The organism is Bradyrhizobium centrolobii (genome assembly GCF_001641635.1).
GTDB classification, from domain to species: Bacteria; Pseudomonadota; Alphaproteobacteria; order Rhizobiales; family Xanthobacteraceae; genus Bradyrhizobium; species Bradyrhizobium centrolobii.
Genome location: NZ_LUUB01000030.1, coordinates 96,456 through 119,520, shown reverse-complemented (window position 1 = coordinate 119,520; position 23,065 = coordinate 96,456). Strand labels below are relative to the sequence as shown.

General features: G+C 61.0%; 10 protein-coding genes. 2 read left to right on the top strand and 8 right to left on the bottom strand.

Going from position 1 to position 23,065, the window contains the following annotated elements:
- Window positions 1-2: 2 nt before the first annotated feature.
- Together AYJ54_RS06390 and AYJ54_RS06385 are read right to left on the bottom strand one after the other, a co-directional pair.
- Entirely contained in the window at window positions 3-1,883 is a 1,881-nt protein-coding gene (locus tag AYJ54_RS06390) for a TRAP transporter large permease (protein ID WP_063697500.1), read from the bottom strand.
- Window positions 1,880-2,902 (bottom strand): TRAP transporter substrate-binding protein, encoded by a 1,023-nt coding sequence (locus AYJ54_RS06385; protein ID WP_063697497.1) that lies wholly within the window; start codon window positions 2,900-2,902, stop codon window positions 1,880-1,882. The genes AYJ54_RS06390 and AYJ54_RS06385 overlap by 4 nt, the downstream gene beginning before the upstream one ends.
- A gap of 275 nt (window positions 2,903-3,177) precedes the next feature.
- On the opposite strand from AYJ54_RS06385, the gene AYJ54_RS06380 reads away from it, so the two are divergent.
- Both AYJ54_RS06380 and AYJ54_RS06375 read left to right on the top strand, forming a co-directional pair.
- Complete coding sequence (locus AYJ54_RS06380; RefSeq protein WP_063697494.1) at window positions 3,178-4,071, top strand: LysR substrate-binding domain-containing protein; 894 nt, start codon at window positions 3,178-3,180, stop codon at window positions 4,069-4,071.
- 116 nt (window positions 4,072-4,187) lie between these two features.
- Entirely contained in the window at window positions 4,188-5,543 is a 1,356-nt protein-coding gene (locus tag AYJ54_RS06375; RefSeq protein ID WP_063697491.1) for an NAD(P)H-dependent oxidoreductase, read from the top strand.
- Window positions 5,544-6,312: 769 nt separating this feature from the next.
- Here AYJ54_RS06375 and AYJ54_RS06370 read toward each other — a convergent pair.
- From AYJ54_RS06370 to AYJ54_RS06350, 6 genes are all read right to left on the bottom strand, one after another.
- Complete coding sequence (locus AYJ54_RS06370; protein ID WP_082905498.1) at window positions 6,313-17,538, bottom strand: calcium-binding protein; 11,226 nt, start codon at window positions 17,536-17,538, stop codon at window positions 6,313-6,315.
- A complete protein-coding gene (locus AYJ54_RS06365; RefSeq protein ID WP_136623482.1) occupies window positions 17,535-18,098 on the bottom strand; it encodes a hypothetical protein in 564 nt (187 codons plus the stop codon). Before AYJ54_RS06365 ends, AYJ54_RS06370 begins: the two co-directional genes overlap by 4 nt.
- Window positions 18,099-18,394: 296 nt before the next feature.
- Complete coding sequence (locus AYJ54_RS06360) at window positions 18,395-18,760, bottom strand: hypothetical protein (RefSeq protein WP_063697482.1); 366 nt, start codon at window positions 18,758-18,760, stop codon at window positions 18,395-18,397.
- 171 nt (window positions 18,761-18,931) lie between these two features.
- Window positions 18,932-19,120, bottom strand: coding sequence for a hypothetical protein (locus AYJ54_RS48970; RefSeq protein WP_136623481.1), 189 nt, complete (start codon window positions 19,118-19,120; stop codon window positions 18,932-18,934).
- Window positions 19,121-19,272: 152 nt separating this feature from the next.
- Window positions 19,273-20,712 (bottom strand): HlyD family type I secretion periplasmic adaptor subunit, encoded by a 1,440-nt coding sequence (locus AYJ54_RS06355; protein ID WP_063697479.1) that lies wholly within the window; start codon window positions 20,710-20,712, stop codon window positions 19,273-19,275.
- A complete protein-coding gene (locus tag AYJ54_RS06350; protein WP_063697476.1) occupies window positions 20,699-22,825 on the bottom strand; it encodes a type I secretion system permease/ATPase in 2,127 nt (708 codons plus the stop codon). Before AYJ54_RS06350 ends, AYJ54_RS06355 begins: the two co-directional genes overlap by 14 nt.
- Window positions 22,826-23,065 lie beyond the last annotated feature (240 nt).

Sequence of the window (23,065 nt, the reverse complement as noted above, 5' to 3'; positions counted from 1 at the left end):
GCTCATAGAAATACCAAGGATATCCAAGGCACGAACGTGATCAGCAACAAGCCGATGAAGAGCCAGGCGAGATAGATCCAGATGCGGCGCAGGCCGGCATCCGGCGGCACGCCGCCGATGATGCAGGCCGCGTAATAGCAAAGGCCGAACGGCGGCGCGAACAGGCCGAGGCCCATCGCCAGGATCACCACCATCGCATAGTGCACCTCATTGATGCCGAACGTTGCTGCCACCGGGAACAGCAGCGGCCCGAACAGCACGATCGCCGGAATCCCCTCCAGCACGCTGCCGAGCACGATGAAGGCGACCACCGAGATCAAGAGGAAGCCCCAGGCGCCGCCGGGCACGCCGGCCATGCGCGCGGCCAGTTCATGCGAGAAACCGGACTGCGCCAGCGCCCAGGCCATCGCACTCGCTGCTCCCACGATGAACAGGATCGAGCCGGAAAGCGAAGCGGTCTGCACCAACATCGGCAGCACGTTCTTCCAACTCAGGCTGCCGCGATAGATGATCAGGCCGAGCACGAGGCAATAGGCAATGCCGATTGTCGAGACTTCGGTCGCGGTCGCATAGCCCTCGACCACCGCGCTGCGGATCAGGAACGGCAGCGCCAGCGCCGGCAACGCCGCCCAGAACGTCTTCGCCATGACAGACATCGGCGCCCGTGCGACCTTGACCGCGGCATTCTCCTCGGCACCCGCCCGGTAGCGAGCAACGAAGGCGAGCACGATTGCCAGCACGATTCCGGGCAGGATGCCGGCGGTGAACAGCGCGGCGATCGACACGCCGGTGACGGAGGCGATCGCGATCAGCACGATCGATGGCGGAATGGTCTCGCTCATCGCCCCGGACGCGGCCAGCAGCGATACCAGCTCGCCATCCTTCATCCCGCGCTTGCGCATCTCGGGAAACAGCACCGGCGCGATCGCCGCCATGTCGGCGGTTTTCGAGCCGGAGATGCCAGAGACCAGCAGCATCGCACCGAGCATCACATAGGACAGCCCGCCGCGGACGTGGCCGAGCACCGATGCCAGGAACGCGACCATCACCCGCGCCATGCCGGTCTGCTCGACCAACTGTCCCAGCAACACGAATAGTGGCACCGCGAGCAGGATCAGCGAGCTCATGCCTTCGTCGATCCGCCCGACAACGACGAGCAGTGGCGTCCTCGTTGTCGTGAGCAGGAAGGCCACGGTCGCAAGACAGAAGGAAAATGCGATGGGAACGCCAGCCATCACGGCGCAGGCAAGCAGGCCGACGAAGAAGATCAGCAAGTTCCAGTTGCCGAGCGGCTTCAGCGACGGCCCCGCGAGATAGAGCGCACCAGCGACCGCAGCAAACAGCAGCGCAACGGCCAGCAAATCTCCCGCCGAACGCTTGACCAGCGTCAGGCAGATGCTGGCCAGCGCGATGATACAGCCGACCGGGATCGCCGCAGCGCGGACCATGCCCGACCAGCCGAGCGCTGGCGTCTCGACGAAAGCCTGGTCCTCCACATACTCCAGTGCGGGATGCAGGATGATCGCAAGGAACAGCGCGACGGCCCCGGCAGCAAGCGTCGAGGTGAAGGCCTCGGCGCGCGGCGACAGATACGACGTGAAGAAGGTCAGGCGCATATGCGCCGAGCGCTGCACGGCGATCGCGCTGCCCAGCATCGCCAGCCACAGGAACAGGATTGACGCGAGCTCGTCCGACCAGATGATCGGCCGGTGGAAGATGCCGCGCGCGACGATACCGGCGAACAGGATGATGACCTCTGCGACCACCGCGATCGCGGCCGGGATCTCGACCAGCCAGCGCAGCCCCTGCTCCAGCCAGCGTCCCCGCAAGGAAGCTGCCTCGCCGAGCGCCACCGTCTCCGGCATGCCGATGGCCGCGCTCATGCCAGCGCCCCGGCCGCGGCCTCCAGAATCTTCCAATTGTCCTCGCCGAACTTGCCGCGCCATTCCTTGTAGAAGCCGGCGGCGGAGAGACCCTTGCGGAACGCCTCCTTGTCCGATGCTTCGAAGGTGATGCCCTTGGCGATCAGTTGGTCCTTCAGCGTCAGATTGAGCTTTGCCGTGTCAGCGCGCTGCTCCATCGCAGCCTGGTCGAATTCCTTGCGGACCAGCGCCTGCAGATCGTCGGGCAGCGCCTTCACCGAGCGGCGGTTGCCGAGGATGAAGAACGGATCCCAGATGTGGTTGGTCTCGGAGATGTACTTCTGCACCTCGTAGATCTTGCCGGCCTCGATGGTCACGAGGCCATTCTCCTGTCCGTCGACCAGATGGGTCTGCAGCGCCGTGTACAATTCGTTGAAGTTGATCGAGGTCGGATTGGCGCCGAGCGACTTGAACAGCGAGGTGAAGATCGGCGACACCGGCACGCGGATCCGATAACCGGCGAGATCGGCCGGCGTCTTGATCGGTTTTGCAAACGACGAGATCTGCCGGAACGTGTTGTCGGCCGGCTTGGCCATCACAAGCGCGCCGGTCTTCTCGATCTGCGCCGCGATCAGCTTGCCAAGATCGCCGTCCATCGCAGTCCAGACCTGGCTGTAGTCGGAGAAGGCGAAGCCGACATTGGCGATGCCGGCGACCGGCGCCACCGTCGACAGCACGGAGCCGGCGATATTAAGGAAATCGACTCCGCCACTGCGAATCTGCGTCAGCAGGTCGGTGTCCGAGCCGAGCTGCGAGGCCGGAAAGAACTTGATCTCCAGCCGCCCGCCACTCGCCTCCTTGATCCGCTTCACGGCCTGATCGAGCCGCGTGTTGATCGGTTGCGTCAGCGACTGGCCGGTGGCGAGCTTGTACTCGAATTCCGCCGCATGTGCCGGCCTTGTGCGGATCGCGACCAGAGGGACGGCCGCGGCAGCAACCATGAAACTGCGGCGTGAGATCGTATGGCGCTTGCCCGGCATCGGTCGTTCTCCCCTGGTGCGGCGCCTTTTGGCGCGCGTGTTCAGTGCCGCGTCCGCAGGACTTGCTGCGGCGGTGTCATCGAATGGGTTGTCTGGTGAAAGGGCTCTAAGCCTTGTGTTCCTTCCCCCCGGGCGGATCGGCGGCCAGCGCCGTCCTGTTTCCTCGTCAGCCCCGTCTGTCGCGGGTTGCCTTGAGGGTGAAGCCTAGATCGCTGGTCATGCGCGACAATTGAATTATATTCGCCGTCACTTTAGCTGGCCTAAAAGGTTTCCTGATGCAGATACCCTTCCGCGCCATCATCGTCTTCCACGCGGTGGCGCGCGCGGGTTCGATTTCCCGCGCGGCGGACGAATTGCGGGTGACGCCCTCGGCGGTCAGCCAGCAGATCCAGGCGCTGGAGCTGCATCTCGGCACCGCGCTGACCTCGCGGATCGGGCGCAACATCACCCTGACCGAAGCCGGCGAGCGCTATTTCGAGATGATCAGCCGCGAGATCGAGCACGTCACCGACGTGACGCAGCATGTCCGCGGCATCCGCTCCGCCACCACATTGACGGTGCGCGCAGCCCCCAGCGTGTCGAGCAAATGGCTGTTGCCGCGGCTCGCGAGCTTCGTTGACGCCAACCCGGATATCGAGTTGCGACTCGACGGCACCAATGAGCCGACCGACTTCCACAAGGAAAATGTCGACCTCGAGATCCGCCACGGTGAAGGCGGCTGGCCGGGCCTGTTCGTCGAGAGCCTCGGCAAGGAGCGATTCTTTCCACTGTGCGCGCCGTCGTCTTTTGCGGCGGGCAGCCTTTCCGCCGCCGACCTGCTCAAGCACCGGCTGATCCATTCGGTGAAATCGCAGATGCAGTGGCCGCGCTGGTTCACGGAGGCCGGCATCGAGCCGACCGAGCGCTGGAAGCGCGTGCTGTTCGACCGTAGCCACATGGCGATCGACGCCGCTGTTGACGGGCTCGGCATCGGGCTGGAAAGCGAGCTGTTGGCCTGGCGCGAATTGCGCGACGGCCGCCTGGTCTGTCCGGTGAAGGATCCGCCGGCTATCGCGCTGACCACGCAGTGGATCGTCTGCCCGCACGGCCATCTGCGCCACCGCAAGACCCGCACCTTCCTCGACTGGCTGCGCAAGGAGCGCGACAGTTGGCACGAGCGAATAGTTTAGCGTGTCTACATCGTCGCGGCAGATAATCTGAATTGCCCTCGGATTCGCCGCTGCCTAACGTTTCCCGCGAAACGGCGGACACAGCCGTCGTCCGAGGAACGTCAAGGAACAATCTCATGAATCTCCATCGCATGCTGCTGGAGCGCAAGGCTGCCGGCAAACCGATTACTATTGGGCTGATCGGGGCCGGAAAGTTCGGCCTGATGTTCCTGTCGCAGGTGCGCCAGACCGACGGCATGCATCTGGTCGGCGTCGCCGACCTCAACACCGCCCGCGCCCGTTCGCAGCTCAAGCTCGGCTGCTGGCCCGAAGAGCAATATGCAGCCACCTCGATCGACGACGCGCTGAAGCACGGCCGTACCATCGTCACCGACAATGCCGACGCCCTTATCACCCATCCGGCGATCGAGGTCATCGTCGAGGCGACCGGCGATCCCGGCGCCGGCATCCGCTTTGCGATGAAAGCGATCGAGAACGGCAAGCACATCGTGATGGTCAATGTCGAGGCGGATGCGGTCGCAGGCCCCATCCTGGCGCGCAAAGCGCGGCAGGCTGGCGTCGTCTACTCATTGGCCTGGGGCGACCAGCCGGCACTGATCGCCGATCACGTCGATTGGGCGCGCGCGGCCGGCTTCAGGGTCGTCGCCGCCGGCAAGGGCACGCGCTACCACCCGACCTATCACCAGTCGACGCCGGATACGGTGTGGGACATCCTCGACAAATACATGAAGATCAAGGATCGCAACTCGATCAATCCAAAGATGTTCAACTCCTTCGTCGACGGCACCAAGTCGGGCATCGAGATGACCGCGGTCTGCAATGCGACCGGCCTGCATGCGCAGAGCGAAGGCCTGTCGTTCCCGCCCGCCACCCGCTTCGAGCACGCCGAGATCTGCAAGCCGAGATCCGACGGCGGTACGCTGGAGAAGTCTGGCGTCACCGAGGTCACCTCGTCCGTCTATCGCGACGGCACCGACGTGCCACAGAGCCTCGTGATGGGCACCTATGTCGTGTTCGAGACCGACAGCGCCTATTCCGAGGAATGTTTTCGCGAGTACAGCATGCTGCCGGACAAGACCGGCAAATATGCTTCGCTCTACCGTCCGATCCACATGATCGGGCTCGAGCTCGGCATCTCCGTTGCGTCGGCGGCACTGCGCAAGGAGCCGACCGGCGCGCCGATCGTGTTCAACTCGGACGTGGTTGCGACCGCCAAGCGCACGCTGAAGGCCGGCGAGATGCTCGACGGCGAAGGCGGCTTCTGCGTCTGGGGCAAGCAGACGCCGGCTGAGGCCTCGCTCAAGCAGGGCTATCTTCCGCTCGGCCTGGCCCACCACGTCAAGCTCAAGACCGAGATCGAAGAAGGTCAACGGCTGAAGTGGGAGGATGTGGAGTACGATCCGGACAGCCTCGCCGTGCGCGTCCGTCGCGAGATGGAAGCGGCCTTCCGCCAACCGAATGTCGCCTCGTGATCGAGCGACGGTCCGCAAAGCACGGACTGCATCGAAGTGGCGGCCCGCGAGAATCGCTTGCGGTCCACATCCCGTCGGCCGCCCTTCGATCCCTTCAGTCAATATCTGCGATAGCCTGTCGCCGCTGCGTCCACCCCACTCGGACTCGCGACGCTGCCTGAGCGTTACAATCGGGCGAAGGAGTTCGTGGAAAATCGGAGTAAAGTGCTCAACATCGTAGATTTGGTAGCGGGGGAGCGACTCGAACCCCCGACATCATTCTTTCTCTTCACTGTGATCGGCAGAGCTCTTCGGCGTAGACCGAACACTGAGCGCTGCCGGCCAGCAGCACGATCAGCCCTCAAGTCGCACGTCAGCGCCTTGCCCTTGCGGCCCGACTCTCCAACGCGTCCAAACTTGCGCGGATCTGACATCACCCAAAGAGCGACGATCCGCGCTTGCTCTCGATAGATATTTCTTGATCTCCCGGTGCACACGTTGTGCACACAGCGCCTCCTAACTACTTGAAACGCTTCAATTCTCGCTCCAATCCATCATCGTCCAGTTTGAGCCAGGTCCAGCCAAAAAGATCACCGCAGATCAACGGCGGTCCGCTTTGCGCTGAAAGCTGCCGATCCCACCGGGTCAGCGCCCCGCGATGGCTGCCGCCAAAACGAGTGCTAATCGAGCCTGGGGGACGCAGGCAAGGTGTTGGAGCGAAAGGCACCAACACCTGCTCTTCAACCTGCTCGGTCGCGTCCCAACAATTCTAGATGCGACCAAGTTCAATCTATGCGTGCCAAGCTGCTCCGATCGCGTTCTTGAGCGCCGTGTCACTCGGTAGCGTATGATTGCTGGAATTCGTCGGATCAAACCCCGTGTTGTTGGCCGAATAGACTGCCATCGCCTGCACGAGCTGCGAGATTTGGCTATCGATCTTGAGGCCACCGGCCACGATCTCCTGCAAAGCGCCCGAGCTGCCCGCGAACCAGTTGCCGATCGTGGTGCTCGTGTTCGTTCCTAGGAGATCGATCTTCAGGTCATTGCCCGCCTGCTCAAACCACAGGTTCTGGTTGGTGATCCCGCTGAGGAAATCAATCTCGTTCTTCGAGCCCGTTGCTGGTGACAGGTTGATTTGCGCCTGCCCCGTGCTTGTCGTGACCTGATACACATTGGCCCTCGCGCCGCCATATGCAGACTCCGCACCCGCGGCGAGCTGGAAGATGTTCGAACCGTAGTCGTTGCCGGTGAGGACCGCGTTTGTCGAACTACCGGACCAAGTGAAGGTGGAGGTGGTATCGACCAGGTTCGACCTGTTCCAGGTGCTGCCATTCGCGAACTGAATGTGCGTAAGCCCCTGGATCTGACTGCCATCTCCCCAGTACTGGAAATTCACCCGGAAGGAGTCTCCCGTCGCCGGCACGCTCAGCGTCATCGCGTCGCCGCTACGGCTGAACTGGACTTCCCACGGATTGATGTCGTTGAGCACCAACGTGTCGTCCCGGTTGTAACCCGAACCGGGGTTGGTCAACGTATCGTGCCCGTAACCCTTGGCGAAGACGATCCGGTCGGAGCCAGTGCCGGAAACCGTGAGGGTATCGTCGCCCGCTCCCGCATCGGCAGTAACGCCGGTCGCCGGAAGGGTGATCGAGTCATTCCCGGAGGTGCCCCGGACCCAGGCGTTGGTAGCGATCGTCGTTCGATCCCACACCGTTCCGTCCGCGAACTTGATGGAACCGATGCCGTAACTGAGACCGTCGCCATAGAACTGCCAGAGCGCCGTAAACGTATCTCCCGTCGCGGGCAACTTCACAATCAGCTGATTCCCCGATCTCGACAGCACGACGTCGGACGGGAGGAGCCCTGTCAGATCGAGGACGTCGCTGCGCACGTAGCCGTTGCCGGGGTTGTCCAGCACGTCGTGACCGGAGCCGGCGGTGAACACGATGCGATCGGAACCATTACCCGAGACACTCAGCGTGTCATCGCCCGCGCCAGCATCGACCGTCGCCGCGTTCACGGGAAGGCCGATCGAGTCATTCCCCGTAGTCCCCCTGACCCAGGCGTTCGACGCGATAAACGTGTAATCCCAGGTGGTCCCATCCACGAACTGGATGGCACTGATCCCATAAGAATTGACGTCGCCGAAGACGAGGTCGTTGTGGATCGTGATCGCGTCGGTCGTATCGTTGCGGAACTTGACGATCAGGTCGCCGTTGCTGTTCGACGCCAGGATGACGTCTTGCACGGAGACGTTGCTGCCGAATGTGACGACCCCTTTGCCGCTGTTGAGCCGAACGTCGGCGAGCCCGTCGCCCTTGTCGTACCGGATCGTGTTGTTGCCGTCCCCACCCCCGCCCGCATTGCCGAAGGTGATTGCACCGTTGCCCTGGGCAATCTCGAACACATTCGAGCGCATGTTGCTGCCAACGAGATTGTAGTTGTTTGCGGTGCCGATCCAGGTGAACGCGGACGGTCCCTGGGTCATATCCAGAACCGTCCCGTCACTGAACTTCACGTTCTTGATTGCGCTGGTGACGACGCCGTTGGTGACGTGGAGGTCGCCCCAGACATTGATGCTGTCGGCATCGTCGCCACGCAGCTTCAGAAGCAGATCACCATAACCATTCGTCTGCCAATACACGTCCTGAGCCAGGATGTTCGGACCGAGCTCAAGATTTCCGGTGAAGTTGTTGGCCTGGACGTTAAGCGCCTGATCGCCCTTGTCGAACCTCACGATGTTGATTCCGCCGACCGCGCTGGCATCGGCGAAGTTGATCTTGCCGTTGGCGGCGGTGACCTCGTAGATGTTGGTCCCGAACGTGGTCCCGGTGAGCGTGAAGTTCGCCGTGTTGCCGAGCCAGGTGAAGTTCGACGGACCATGGCTCATGTCGAGAACGGTCCCGTCGCTGAACTTCACGGTCTTGATCGCGCTGGTGAGGGCGCCATTCACGACGTGCAGATCTCCCCAGACGTTGATGCTATCGGCGTCATCGCCACGAAGCCTCAGTATGAGGTCACCATAGCCGTTGCTCTGCCAATAGACATCCTGGGCCGAAATCTGCGGTCCGAGCTCGAGACTGCCGTTGAAATTGTTGGCCTGAACGTTGAGCGCCAGATCGCCCTTGTCGAACCTCACGATGTTGATCCCGCCGACTGCGCTGGCATCGGCGAAGTTGATCTTTCCGTTGGCGGCGGTGACCTCGTAGATGTTGGTTCCGAACGTGGTGCCCGTAAGCGTGAAGTTCGACGTATTGCCCAGCCAGGTGAAGTTCGACGGACCATGGCTCATGTCGACAACCGTACCGTCGCTGAACTTCACATTCTTGATCGTGCTGGTGAGGCTGCCGTTCGTTACCCGCAGATCGCCCCAGAAATTGATGCTATCGGCATCATCGCCGCGTAGCCTCATTATGAGATCGCCATAGCCGTTGCTTTGCCAGTAGACCTCTGACGCCGCGATATGCGATCCCAGCTCCAGATTGCCGCTGTAGCCGTTAACCTGGACATTGACTGCCTGGCCGCCCTTGTCGAATTTCACGACATTGATGCCACCAGCTGCACCGGAATCCGCGAAGTTGACCTTGCCGCCGGCCGTTACCTCGTACACGTTGGTGCCGAGATTCGTGCCGGTGAGCGTGTAGCCGGCCGCACTCCCGATCCAAGTGAATGTGGACGGACCATGGCTCATGTCCAGGACCGTGCCGTCGCTGAATTTCACGGTCTTGATTGCACTGGTGACCACGCCGTTGGCAAGTTGCATATCGCCCCAGATATTGATGCTGTTGGTCGTGTCACCCCGCAGCCTCAGGATCAGGTCGCCATACTGGTTGGTCTGCCAGTAGACGTCCTGGAGAGCAATCTGCGGCCCCAGTTCGATGCTGCCACTGATGTTGTTGGCCCGAACGTTGAGGGCCTGGGCACCCTTGTCGAACTTGACGAGGTTGGTGCCGCCGACCGCGCTTGAATCGGCAAAGGTAAACCTGCCACCGACGGTCGCCTCGTAGACGTTGGTGCCGAACGTCGTCCCGGTGATATCGAAGTTCGACGTGTTGCCCAGCCAGGTAAACGCGGTCGGGCCATGGCTCATGTCCAGCACGGTTCCGTCGGCGAATTTGACCGTCTTGATGGCGCTGGTGATGGCGCCGTTGACGACCTTCATATCGCCCCAGGCGTTCATGCTGTCCGCATCGTCGCCCCGGATCTTGAGGATCAGGTCACCATATTGGTTGCTCTGCCAGTAGACATCCTGGGCCGAGATCTGCGGCCCGAGCTCGAAGCTGCCGCTGTAGCCGTTCACCTGAACGGCGACGTTCTGCGCACCCTTGTCGAACTTCACGATGTTGGTTCCGCCGGCCGCGCTTGAATCGACGAAGTTGAACTTGCCGCCGAGCGTCGCCTCGTAAACGTTCGTGCCGTACGTTGACCCGGTGATGTTGAAGTTGGCCGTGTTGCCGAGCCAGGTAAAAGTGATCGGCTGCCCCAACCCTGCGGCGGGCCGGCCGATGTCGAGCACCGATCCGTCGCTGAAGATCAACTGGTGCAAGATGCTCGACACGCCCCACGTGTTCGTGGCCAGATCCGCGCGCATCGTCATGGAATCTGCGCTATTGCGCAGCTTGACGATCAGATCGCTGCCGTTGGCCTGGAGAATAACATCGCCCGGAGCGATCGCCGCATCCATGCGGACGACGCCTACGCTGGAATCAAGCGTGAGCTGCCCGTCTCCGGGATGGAAGAAGAACACGCCTGCTCCGCTCAGATTGTAGAGAAGCTCGGTGCGGGTCCAGCTCGATCCGTTTGCGAAGACCACGCGCTCGATGCCGCTGACACCGTCAAATTGATCCTTGACTGTCAACACCTCGCCGCTCGCGGTGACACGCATCAGCAGATCATTGCCAGCCTGACTGAACGTGACATCGGTAGGATTCAACCCCACCAGCTTGAGCGTATCGGTGCCCGAACCCGCGCTGCTCTCGTAGATGACGTCGTTGCCCGATCCAGCGTGATAGATATAGGTATCGCCGCCATCGCCGCCGCTGAGGGTGTCGGCCCCCGCTCCGCCGTCGATTGTGTCGGGATCCACGGAACCGTTCAGCGTCTCGGCCGCGGCGCTGCCACGTATCCACGCCGCCGCGGCGATTGCCGCGCGGTCCCAGACCGTGCCATCGGAGAACTGAATCTGCTCCAGCCCCCAGTATTCGTTGGCGGACGTGAATTGTCCCTGGACGGTGATGACATCGCCTGCACTTGGGATCGCGATCGTGAGATTTTCCCCTTGTTTGGAGAACACCACGTCGCCTGGCCGCAGATCGACAAGCTTCAGAACGTCGACCTGAGAAGCAGAGTTGTACCCATCGCTAATGGTGTCGCTGCCATCGCCGAAAGCATAGATGACGGTGTCGCTTCCCGCGCCGCCTTCAATGAGGTCGTTGCCGGGGCCAGGCTGGAAAGTGTCGTCTCCAGAAGTACCCACGATCGTATAGTTGCCGGCCGCATTCGGCAGCACCACATGCGATGCAATCTGCGTCTTGTCCCATACGGTCCCATCGGCAAACGCGACCTGCTCGACGCCGGTCGGAGCAAAGCCGAACTGGTTGGTTATGGTCGTGATGTGACCATTCGCCTTGTTCTTGACGATGAGGTCGACGCCTCGCTGAATGAACGTAACATCCGAGGCATTGAGTCCAGTCAGCTCCAGGCGATCAGTCCCGTCCTCCGCATCCTCGGAAATGGTGAGATTGCCGGCGCCCTCCCCCACCCGGTAGGTATCGCTGCCGCCGTAGCCCATCAGCGTTTCGCTGCCGGCCCCCGCGACAAAGACGTCAGCCGTACCCGAGCCGACAAGAGTTTCGCTTCCAGCGCCGCCGATGAACAGATGGGTGTCCAGTCGGTTCAGGATATCCGACCGGCTCCAAACGGTGCCATCGGCAAAGCTGACCTGCTCGAGGCCGGATCCCGGCGTCGCGGACAATTGATCCTGGAGCACGATCGTCTCGCCATTCGCGAGCCGCAGCACCACATCCGAATTGTCGGCGGACGACCGCCCGACTGTAATCGTGGCAGGATCGATTCCGCTGCCAAACACCAGGCGATCGGTATCGGCGCTGCCGCCGCTGTCGACGATACGGTCACTGCCGTCGCCGGAATTGTAGCGATACTCGTCGGAGCCGCCGCCTCCGTTCAGGAGATCATTGCCGGCGCCACCCACCAGGATGTCGGAGCCCGCTTCGCCGGTAAGAACGTCGTTCCCCGAGGTGCCCGCAACAATCTCGGCCTGATCGGTGATGCCGATCACAATGGTTGACGTGACGACCATACCATCATCGTCCACGGCCTTGACGGTCAGCGAGTGCTGGGACTGTGTTTCGAAGTCGACGACGGCGCCGGCCTTGACACGGATCTGGTTGCCGACGATCTCGAACAGGTCGTCGGTTCCGACGATGCTGAAGGTGTGCGCCCCGGCATCGCCAGCATCGACCGCCGCAAGTGTCGCCACGACCGTACCGGCCACGGCGTTCTCCTGTACGGAGCCGCCTGTGACCGCAATGCCCGTGGGCGCTTCGTTGCCGATCCGCCTGAATTCGAAATTGTTCGCGGTCAGCGCAGCAAGATCGACATTCTGGAGGGTCAGGCTGTCGCCATTCCCGAGCGCGATGACGACATCGCTGCCAGACTGAGCCGCGGCCGCGATGACCGAGGCGAAATCAGCGAACATGGCGCGATCGAACCGCACCACGTCGTGATCGGTCCCACTTCCCGCCGCGAAATCCGTGATCGTATCGGATCCATCGCCGACACCGATCACGAACACATCGCCACCCGCGCCGCCAGTCAGGACATCGTTTCCAGCGCCGCCGATCAGGGTGTCCCGATCAAGCCCGCCGTTCAGGATGTCAGCACCAGCGCCGCCGTCTAGCTTGTCATTGCCCATGCCGCCGGTCAGCGTGTCGTCCCCACTGCCGCCCGAAACCGTGTCATCGCCGGAGCGCGCGTCAATCACGTCATTGCCCGCGCCACCAACTATCACGTTGTTGCCGGCATCGCCCGCGATCTGGTCCGAGAACGCAGTACCGGTGATGTTTTCGACCTGCTCGACCTGGGCCATGTCACGCCAGGTCCCGCTGGCGAGATCGCTCTGGCCGGTCGTACGCATCTCGGCACCGGTGGTGACGAGATCGACCCACACCGCGGCCCCAAAACCGTTGAGATCGAGCGTATCGGTTCCCACGCCGCCGTTGACGGTAGCAACATCACCGGGTGCGCTGACGCTCAGCACGAGCGTATCGTTGCCGAGCCCTCCATAGAGCAGATCACTGCCGCCTTGGCCGTCGATCCGGTCGTCGCCCGCCTCGCCATAGAAGTTCTGGCTGGCGCTCGAGCCGGTCAGGACATCATTGCCGCTCGTTCCCACGAAGAAGGGCGCATTGCTAGTCGCAATGCTATAGATGGTCGACCGGCTCCACTGATCTCCATTGGCAAAGCGGATGTATTCGACGCCGGAATCCGGGGTATCGGTATTGTCGCCAAACTGGCCAACGATGGTAATCGTCTCGTTGGTCGGCAGGATGTGCACCAGAAGGTCACCGCCGGAGCGGGTCAGGTTGACCTCGGAGCTCTGAATGTCCTTGAGGAACAGGACGTCCGTCTCGGTCGAGGAGAACGAGCGCCAGGTATTTTCGTAGATGGTGTCGTTGCCGTCGCCCTTCGAATAGACGAAGGTGTCGCTGCCACTGGCACTCTGCGTGCCCGTGAAGATGATATCGTCGCCCTTGCCGGCTTCGATCGTGTCGTTCCAGCGGCTCTCGCGCGCGTCGATGAGGTCGACGCCATCAGTGCCACGGTACCAGGCGTTCTGCTGGATCTGGAAACGATTCCATTGCTCGCCATTGGCGAATTGGATCAGCTCGATGCCTGCACCTGTATCGACCTGACCGCTGGTGAACTGCGAGACCACGGTGATGACCTCGCCGGTCGCGAGGACCTTGACCAACAGGTCGGTGCCCGACCGCATCAGCTGGATGTCGCTGGCGTTGAGATCGGTGAACTTCAGCGTGTCATTGGGATCGAGCGCGGAGCGCCAGGAGCCGTCATTGATGATATCGTTGCCGTCACCGCTCGCATAGATGAACGTGTCGCCGCCGCGACCGGAGTAGATGATGTCGTTGCCCTTGCCGGCATCAAACGTTTCGTTGAGCTGGAGATTCGACAGCGTCGACTGACCATCCAGAATGTCGCGGCCATCGGTGCCACGGAACCAGGCATGCTGCTGGATCTGAGCGCGATCCCACTGCACATCCTGAAAGCGGATATATTCGAGCCCGATGCCGGCCGTGTTGTTGCCGCCATACCGGTTGGCGAAATGACCCGCGACCGTGATGACCTCGCCGGTCGCCTTGATCTTGATCAGGAGATCATCGACCGATTGCGACAGCTCAACTTCGTCGGAGGTCAGGTCGGTCAGGATCAGGACGTCGGTATCGGGGGGCGAATTGTCCTCGACGATGAGGTCGTTGCCGTCGCCCTTTGCGTAGATATAGGTGTCGTTGCCACCGACGCTCCACCCATTGAAAACATCGTCCCCTTTGCCGCCGACAAGGATATCATCTCCCGGACCTCCGGAAATGTAGTCCTTGCCATCCCCACCGGAGAGATAATCGTTCCCGACCCAGCCATCGAGGTAATCCGAACCACCCCCGCCGTAGATTATATCGTCGCCGTCATCACCGTAGATCACATCGTTGCCGCCGCCCGGTGAGGGGCCGACATCGTCGCCATAGAGAACGTCGTTGCCCCCCCATCCGTGAAGCACGTCCTGGTCGCCGCCGCCGGCCAGAATGTCGACCCCATTGGCGCCATTCAGAATGTTCTTGCCGCCGCCGTGGAAGGGATTCGGCTGCAGCGCGTCGGGCGTGCCGAGCGTGCCACCCAGTCCGCCATAGCTCGAGGCGTTCCAGATATCGTCGATGCCCGGGGAGGCTCCGGCAACGATGTTTCCTTCATGGCCGAATTCGTCCCAGAACGTCTGCCAGATGATCAGACCCTGTTCGACCATGGTGACGACCACGGGGTCCCAGCCGAGATAGTCGCGGCCGGCATTGTAGGTGATCTGCGCCCGGTCGATGACCGAGCCGTCCTGGAACTTGATCTGGTCAATACCCACCCAGTTGCCGGCATTGCCGTCGAGCAGGCTGTCGACGCCGGAGAAGAAGTCATTGACCCGGATGATCTCGCCGGTCGTGTTGATGATGATGAGGAGCGTACCGCCCTGGTAGGAGTAGCTCACCTCGCCTGCCGAGACGTCCTGCAGCCACAGCGTATCGATATCCGCATTGTTGGGATCGCCGATCTTCGAGGAGAAGTCGGATATCTCGTCGTTACCGTCGCCCTTCTTCCAGACGTAGGTGTCGCTGCCGGTCCACCCCTGAAGGATGTCGTCCCCCTTGCCGCCGTAGATCGTGTCGTTGAGCTCGGAGCCGGTGATGCTGTCCAGCCTGTCCGTGCCGCGATACCAGGCCTGCTGCTGAATCTGCGCGCGGTTCCAGGTCGTTCCGTCCGCGAACTTGAGAACGTCGATGTTGCGGCCGCTGGTCGCCCAGTCGCCGGTGTTGGTCGGGAAGAAATTGTCGAAATCGACATATTCTCCGGTCGCCTTGATCTTGAGTAGCAGGTGGCTGCCGACGCGCGAGAGCTCGACGTCGCCGGGATTGAGATCGGTCAGGACAAAGGTGTCTCGCTCACTGACTTGACCGGAGGTGTCGTGAACGACGTCGTATCCATCTCCCTTGCTGTAGAGGATCGTGTCGCTGCCTTCGCTGATCCTGATGTAGTCGTCGCCCTTGGCGCCGCGAATGACATCGTCAGACCCCGAATCCGCAATTGAGTTGTTGTGGCCATCACCGCGATAGATGCTGGAGTTCTTGAGCTGGGTGCGATCCCACTCAGTGCCATCGGCGAAACGCAGGACGTCGATACCCAGCCCAGCAAAGAAACTCTCCACGAGGACGGTCTTGCCCGTCGTCGTGATGCGCATCAGGAGATCGTCACCGATGCGATCGAAGGTCACGTCCGTCGAATTCAGGTCCGTCAGGACCAGGCGGTCGGTATCCGTCGTAGCGCCATCGTCCCTGATCCAGAGGTTGCCGTCCTGCTTATTGTAAACATAGATATCGCTGCCGCCTCCGCCGCTCAGCAGATCGCCACCGCCACCGCCGATGAGAACATCTTGAGCCGACGTACCGTTGATGCCTTCAGCACCAATTGTGCCGAGAAAGGCCGTTTTGTCCACGATCGCGGTAGCGACGGCTCGCTCGGCGGCGTCGTCGATCGCATCCAAATGTGGTGCGACAGAGCTCACGTACTCCGCTTGATTTCCACTGAATGAGAGACCGACAACACCCGAAAGGCCGGCCATCACTTTCGTAAGATAGCCGATGGCCGATCCCGACTGCTCAGGCAACGCTGCGATCAGCAGATCTACAACCATACCGATGTTTCCTGGCGTGTCGGCCAGCGGATCGCCGGAGCCGTGCGCACCAAGATCGAGTAGGCTATAATAGAGGTAGGGGTTACTTAAGACCGTCTGCGAATCCGCTCCGCGGGCAGCAACGCTGAACGGAACCTGAGCTAAAAAGAGAGTTTCCAGTTCATCCGCGATTTGCTGAAAAGCTCGCTCAATATCCGCACCGAAGCCTGCCGTACTTGGATACGTGCGCGTTTCTTGACCCCGCACGACCTCACGATAGCTGTCACCGAACAGCTTCTCGAGAAATGATAAATGCCGAGCATCTACGAAGGGCCCTCTACTGCTGGAATCTACACCGTCAACTCCCGCCCAGCGGAGAAGCAACGCTTGGAAAGAGTGCCGCAGCTCAATCGCGCTCAAGTTCCCAGCGTTATCGGTAAGGGCCGCCCACGCGTCTCGGAAACTCGCATCATTGGTGACTTTGTACGCGATGCTGTTGACGAGGCCCGAGCCGCTCAATTGCGGGAGTGATAGAGCGTCAGCACTGGGCTCGAAACCAGGCGTGTTATCTGGAATCGATTGTTGCGTATCCGTCTGAAAGTAAACGGTCTGCGCTACGCTCGTACTACCGTCGGAGCGCGTAAAGACTACTTCATATCCGATCGCATGACCCTGGTTTGATCCATTAACTGCATGACGATTGAGAGATATGGACGTGATTCCCAATTCACTTAGGGTTTTCAGCTCGCCGGGATCCGAGATCCCATCTTGATTCAGATCTTGCCATACTCGGAGTTTGGCAAACTCGCTGTCCAAGGCATCGATTATCCCGTCATTGTTACTGTCGAGCTTTTCAAGAACGGCAAATCCATCCTGTGTTGGCGAACCAAATAGCTCTAATCCGTTATCGATGATGCCATTTCCATTATCGTCGATAGCAAGGATTCCGTCAGACGGCGCAACCCAACCGGTCCGTTCTCTGAATCCGTCGCCTCCGTAGTCGAAATGAACATCCGAAGAATTGAACGCCGACAGCTCAAGCCCGTTTCCATCTAGATCCAAAGCAATGGGATCTTTGTTCAGGCGAAGCAGAATGCTCGCAAGTGCACCGCCGACCAGATAGCCGAGCGCTGCGTAAGGCAGCAAGGCAAGCCCCGCCGCGCCGAGAACATACGAGCCAATGGCTGTCGCCACCAACGCTCCGACCGCTGAGAGAACCAGCTTTTCCGCGGCCTTGTTAACTTCCTGTTGATTGCCACTGTCGATCGCATCCTTGAATCTAAGAAGATCCGCAGCGAAGTTGAACCCGAGAGTTATTCCGCTCAGTGCGCTCGTCAGCGGAGACATCGCGTCCACCATCGCAGCGCCTGTCCCCCACTGGGTGCCTTTGGCAGCCCCAGAGACTAGCGCCTTGAGCAGTGACGACGAATTCGAAAAAAAGTCAGCTACCTGAACCGGGACGTTGCCCTTCGGATAGAGCCGGTCCCGCATATTGTTCCAGGACCGATCGAATTGGAGCCCAAATTCAATGAGATCACCGACGACGCTCATTCAAAACCTCCCGTAGCAGCATTCCTGATAGATCGCAGAACAAACGTCGCTTGGAGCAGCAAGATGTTCGCGGCGAGACTTGCCAGCAGATTTCCTACACTCACACCGTCGAGCAGTTTGGAGCCGAGCGTGTAGAACAGCCCGACGGTGAGCGTGAACGAAAACGCGCCCCAGATGAGAAGAGCCGCCGGAACAACAATTCGATATCTGAGCAAACGACTGCCACCTCTCGCGTCTGCCCTGCTGCATAGGCGGTCGAGCATATTTTGATTTGCTCTCCAACTCATCGAGCTGACGTAGATGAGCGCGAATGACGCAGCGTTTGAGATTGCGACCACCATTCCCAATCGAGAGGACAGCGGCGGTTGAGATGAGTCGAATAGCCCAACGAAAGCTAGACCGCTGATCAGCAGGGCCACGACAGCAAGGGCAGTGAGCAAGTAGGCGATCGCGATGGTGTCGAACTGAGAGCTGTATTCTTCGTCCCGCGCAATTCGCGCCCCGAGTAGGAAGCATTCCAACCACCGGCGGGTGACGACGACCGACGATCGCAGGCTCATATCAGGTGGCTCCGTGAAACCTCGGAACATTTCAAGGCTTCGCTTATGAGATGCAATGATACGGATCGCACACGCTGGTCGCAATCGTTTTCTTGGTGACTCTTTCGGAAGAAGAGAGTTGCGACATTTTGGATCTTGCACGTTCAGCCCAGTACGTATTGATGCAATCCGACGCGTCTTCTCGTTGCGCAACTCCCAGACAACGATTCACGGCGGTCCGCTAGGTTGCCCACTTGTTGTAGGCGCCTGTAACTGCATCCAGCAAAGGCAGCGATGACATGACAGTCTTCCTTTTCTTATCTCAGGGACTTTCGAAAAAGCGAAGCGATCGCGATGTCTGCATACACGAAGAAAAAGGGAAGGAGCATCAGTACGAAGCTGACGTTGCGGTACACTGGCCACGAACCTACGAGGCCCAGCGCGGTGCTGAGATAGGCAAGAAGTAGAACTATTGCCCCCGCGGCTCCCCCAACTACAATTGTCACCGTGGATTGATGGAGTGTCAGCATCAATTTGTGCTGGCGTATGAGCCATGCTATCCGGGCGATATGTACTGCCAGCAAGCCAGCGAGAGTCACAGTCAGCGCAAAACTTGAATCGGCGAAAAGAAGAAAGGCCGCGCTCCAACCCAGAATTCCGGTGAGCCAATCGATCCACAGCATTCGAGTAATCTGTGGTCGGTTCAAAAAATGGAAATCACGGAAGCTGACGGGGTGCGTTCCAAACCTTCCATCCTCGACTTCATGGATATCTCGTGTCGACAACCAGATTGCCCCGCTATCGCCTCCACCTTCCGCGCGTATCGCTGACCTCATTTCGTCCACAGTCGCCGATCAGCGAAGATTTTTGCTCCTCAGGATGATGATCGCTGCAAGAAATCCAAGGACTAGCCCCATGCCGGGCACAACAACCAACGGCCGGAATTCCGTGGTGGCAAAGGGTAGCATGCCCAGCAGAGGTGCGACCGCTGCACAAATTGCTACAACAAGAGCATAGGGCAAGCTGTCGATAAATCTCATCATGCTCGCCCCCTCCTAACTCCGTTTGCCCATCAGGCTGCTCTTGTCACGGAGTTGTTCTGCATTCCCTGACCCATATCGCACCTCAGAAGAGTAACTCTGATCGTCAACGTTAGCCGCTTGACGAGTACTCCCGATTTCGACCCACCAAGTCATTAGCGTTCTCTCAAGCTCTCTTGCTTGTACCGCAACAACGGCGACATCACATACTCGATGATCCTTCGCTGCCCCGTCTTGACCTCCACCGTCACGGCCATGCCGGGCGCGAGGTTGACCATCTTGTCCTCGACATGCATCTGCGTGCCGTCGAGCGACACACGCGCGGCGTAGAGCAGTTCCTGGCCGGCGGGTTCGCTCGATTCCGATAGTGCGCCACCCTGCTTCGCGGCGCCATTCCGCTCCGGCGGCTTGTCCTTGACGATGGCATCACGCGAGACGCTGATGACCTTGCCGTGCAGGAGGCCATAGCGGGTGAAGTTGAAGGTATCGATCTTGATCTCTGCGTCCTGGCCATGCTCGACGAAGCCGATGTCTCGGTTGGAGATCATCGCCTCGACCTCGATGCTGGAGCCGCGCGGCACGATCATCATCAGTTGCTGCGCCGGCGAGACCACGCCGCCGACGGTGTGGATCGCGAGCTGCTGCACCGTGCCGTCGATCGGCGCGCGCAGGAGCTGCTCGTCGGTCTTCTGCTGCGCCTTGACGGAATCCTGGCGGAACTCGTCGGCCTTCTTCTGGGCGTCGGAGAGGTCGCTCAAGACCTGCCGCTCGAATCCGGATCTGGTCTGGGCGAGCTGCTGCTCCAGCGCGCGGCGGGCGGCCTCGATCTCGACCAGCTTGCGCTCCTGGACGATGCGCTCGTTCTGCTGGTCGATCAGGCGGGTCTGGGCGTCGATCCAGGCGATGCGGTTGCCGTACTGGATGTCCATCGCCTTCTTGCGAATGGTCAGCGTCTCCTCGAGCAGCGGCAGGGTCGCGTCGATCTTAGCGATCGCGGCCGTCACCGACTGCGCCTCGGCGCGCTTCTGGTCGATCTGCTGAACCACCGAGGCGAGCTTGGCCTGCTGCTCGGAGGCCTGGGCGAGCATGGCGGACCGCGCCCGCGCGATCTCCACTTCGGACGCACCAGTGGGCTCCTCGATATCGTGGGGCGCTGCGAGGTCATTGAAGCTGCGGCGCAGCGCCGAGAGACGGGCGACGTCGAGCAGGCTCGCGATCAGATCCTGCCCCACCCGCTTGCGTTCGGCCTGTGTCACCGTGCGGTCCAGCTCGACCAGGATATCGCCCGCCGTCACCTTGTCGCCGTCGTGCACATGGATGGCGGAGACGATGCCGGTTTCCAGGGGCTGAATCGTCTTGGTGCGACCGGTCGGCACCACCTTGCCGGTCGCAGTCGCAATGATGTCGACATGGCCGAAGGTTGCCCAGCCGATCGCAAGCGCGAAGAACAGGATGATGGTTAGGCCGATCATCCGCCCGGCCGGCGAGGCCGGTGTCTCCAGGATCTCCAGCGCTGCGGGGAGGAACTCGCGCGCGTCGCGCTGGCGACGCCAGAACGTGCGGCTCTTCCGCTCGATCACGTCAGCCGACGACATGGAGCCCCGCCTGGATCTGGTGCAGCATGGCGTAACGCCCGGCCTTCTTGATCAGCTCGTCGTGGGTGCCGTCCTCGACCAGGCGGCCGGCTTCGATCGTGATGATGCGATCGGCGTGACGCACTGCCGAGAGCCGGTGGGCAATGATGAAGACAGTCCGTCCGGCGCAGATCTTGCGCATGTTGCGCTGGATGATGTTCTCGCTCTCATAGTCCAGCGCGCTGGTGGCCTCGTCGAAGATCAGGACGCGGGGATTGCTGACGAGCGCCCGCGCGATCGCGATGCGCTGGCGCTGGCCACCCGACAGGCTGGCGCCGCGCTCGCCGACAACGGTGTTGTAGCCGTCCGGCAGGGCCAGGATGAACTCATGGGCACCGGCGAGCTCAGCCGCGGCGATCACGCGTTCCATCGCCATGCCTTGATCGGCAAGCGCAATGTTCTCACGGATCGTGCGGTTGAACAGCACGTTCTCCTGCAGGACCGTGCCGATCTGGCGCCGCAGCCAGGCAACGTCGGCAACTGTCAGGTCGATGCCGTCGATCAGGATGCGGCCAGCCTCCGGCACGTAGAGCCGCTGGATCAGCTTGGTCAGGGTCGACTTGCCGGAGCCGGAGGGCCCGACGATGCCGATCACCTGTCCCGGCAGCACCTTCAGCGAGACGTCCTGGAGGGCGAGCGACATATCCGGCCGGTAGCGGAAGTTGACATGGTCGAACGTCACCTCGCCCTTTATCGGCGGCAGTGTCGCGCGCGAGGGATCGAACATCGGCTCGGGCGCGGCGTTGAGAATGTCGCCGAGCCGGGCGATCGAGACCCTCGCCTGGTGAAAATCCTGCCAGAGCTGGGCCAGCCGCAGCACCGGCTGCGCCACCCGGCCGGCCAGCATGTTGAAGGCGATGAGCTCGCCGACCGACAAGTTACCCTCGATGACGAGGTGCGCGCCGAAATAGAGCGTCAAGGCAGTGACGAGCTTGCTGATGAACTGCACCGACTGGCTCGCCCAGTTGCCGAGCGAGAGCACGTCGAAGCTGGCGCTGACATAGCCGGCGAGCTGCTCCTCCCAGCGGCGCTGCATCTGCGGCTCGATCGCCATCGCCTTCAGCGTCTGGATCGCGCTGACACTCTCGACCAAAAAGGCCTGGTTCTCGGCGCCGCGATCGAACTTCTTGTCCAGCCGCTCGCGGAAGATCGGGGTGACGCCGGCCGAGATCGCGACATAGATCGGGAATGAGCCGACCACGATCCAGGTCAGGAACGGTGAGTAGTAGAACATCACCGCGAGGAAGACGAAGGTGAAGCCGAGGTCGATCACCAAGGTCAGGGCCGAGCTAGTGAGAAAGTTCCTGATATTCTCGAGCTCGCGCACGCGCGCCACGGAGTCCCCTGCCCGCCGCGCCTCGAAATAAGCGATCGGCAGCGCGATCAGGTGGCGGAACAGGCGCGCGCCAAGCTCGACATCGATCCGGTTGGTGGTGTGGGAGAAGACGTAAGTCCGCAAGCCACCTAGGATAGTCTCGAAGACCGAGACCGTGATCAATCCGAACACCAGCACGTCGAGGGTGGTGTAGCCACGGTGCGCCAGCACCTTGTCGGTCACGACCTGGAAGAACAGCGGCGTAACCAGTGCAAACAGCTGCAGGAAAAACGACGCCACCAGCACTTCGCCAAGCAACCGGCGATATTTGTGCATGGCCTGGAGGAACCAGGTGATGTCGAACCGGCGCGCCAGATCGGAAAGCGAGGCGCGACGCGTCATCAGCACGATGCGCCCGGTCCAGCGCTCTTCAAACTCGGCACGCTTGACCACTTGCGGGCGGTGGACCGCAGGGTCGTGCATCAGAACATCGTCGGTACCGACCTTGCCGAGGATGGCGAAAGTGCCGTCACGCCTCTCGACGATCGCAGGCAACGACAGCCGGGCAAGGCCTGACCAGCTCTCGCTGACCGCGCGCGCCTTCAGCTTGAGCTGCTTGGCGCATCTCAGCATTTCCTGTACGCCGACCGTCGAGCCGGCGAACTGGTGCGCAATCTGCGCGGGATCAACAGCGATCTGATGAAACCGCAACAACAGCGCGAGGCATTGCAGGCCTGTATCTTGCGGTACGGATTCCAAACGTGACTGCCACTACTTAGAGTCGTCTTTGCATATAAAGCACGCGGACTCTTCGCAAGTGAAAGAACTACGACAAGTTGTAGAAGGCTGCGACTGCGTCAACTTGTCGCTAGACTGCTCGCGTCGGGAACTACGCTTCACGCGGTGCGCTCCACGACGAATTCAGCGACGTCGAATAGAACGCGAATAAAATTGTCTGTTGACCGAGATCCCGAGCAAAGTCTTCTCGAGCACGGAAAA

Bases quoted from the DNA above. Each gene is read 5' to 3' on its own strand.
- AYJ54_RS06370 (WP_082905498.1), bottom strand. From the start codon at position 17,538: ATGAGCGTCGTCGGTGATCTCATTGAATTTGGGCTCCAATTCGATCGG.
- AYJ54_RS06360 (WP_063697482.1), bottom strand. From the start codon at position 18,760: ATGCTGTGGATCGATTGGCTCACCGGAATTCTGGGTTGGAGCGCGGCC.
- AYJ54_RS06390 (WP_063697500.1), bottom strand. From the start codon at position 1,883: ATGAGCGCGGCCATCGGCATGCCGGAGACGGTGGCGCTCGGCGAGGCA.
- AYJ54_RS06385 (WP_063697497.1), bottom strand. From the start codon at position 2,902: ATGCCGGGCAAGCGCCATACGATCTCACGCCGCAGTTTCATGGTTGCT.
- AYJ54_RS06365 (WP_136623482.1), bottom strand. From the start codon at position 18,098: ATGAGCCTGCGATCGTCGGTCGTCGTCACCCGCCGGTGGTTGGAATGC.
- AYJ54_RS06380 (WP_063697494.1), top strand. From the start codon at position 3,178: ATGCAGATACCCTTCCGCGCCATCATCGTCTTCCACGCGGTGGCGCGC.
- AYJ54_RS06355 (WP_063697479.1), bottom strand. From the start codon at position 20,712: ATGTCGTCGGCTGACGTGATCGAGCGGAAGAGCCGCACGTTCTGGCGT.
- AYJ54_RS48970 (WP_136623481.1), bottom strand. From the start codon at position 19,120: ATGATGAGATTTATCGACAGCTTGCCCTATGCTCTTGTTGTAGCAATT.
- AYJ54_RS06375 (WP_063697491.1), top strand. From the start codon at position 4,188: ATGAATCTCCATCGCATGCTGCTGGAGCGCAAGGCTGCCGGCAAACCG.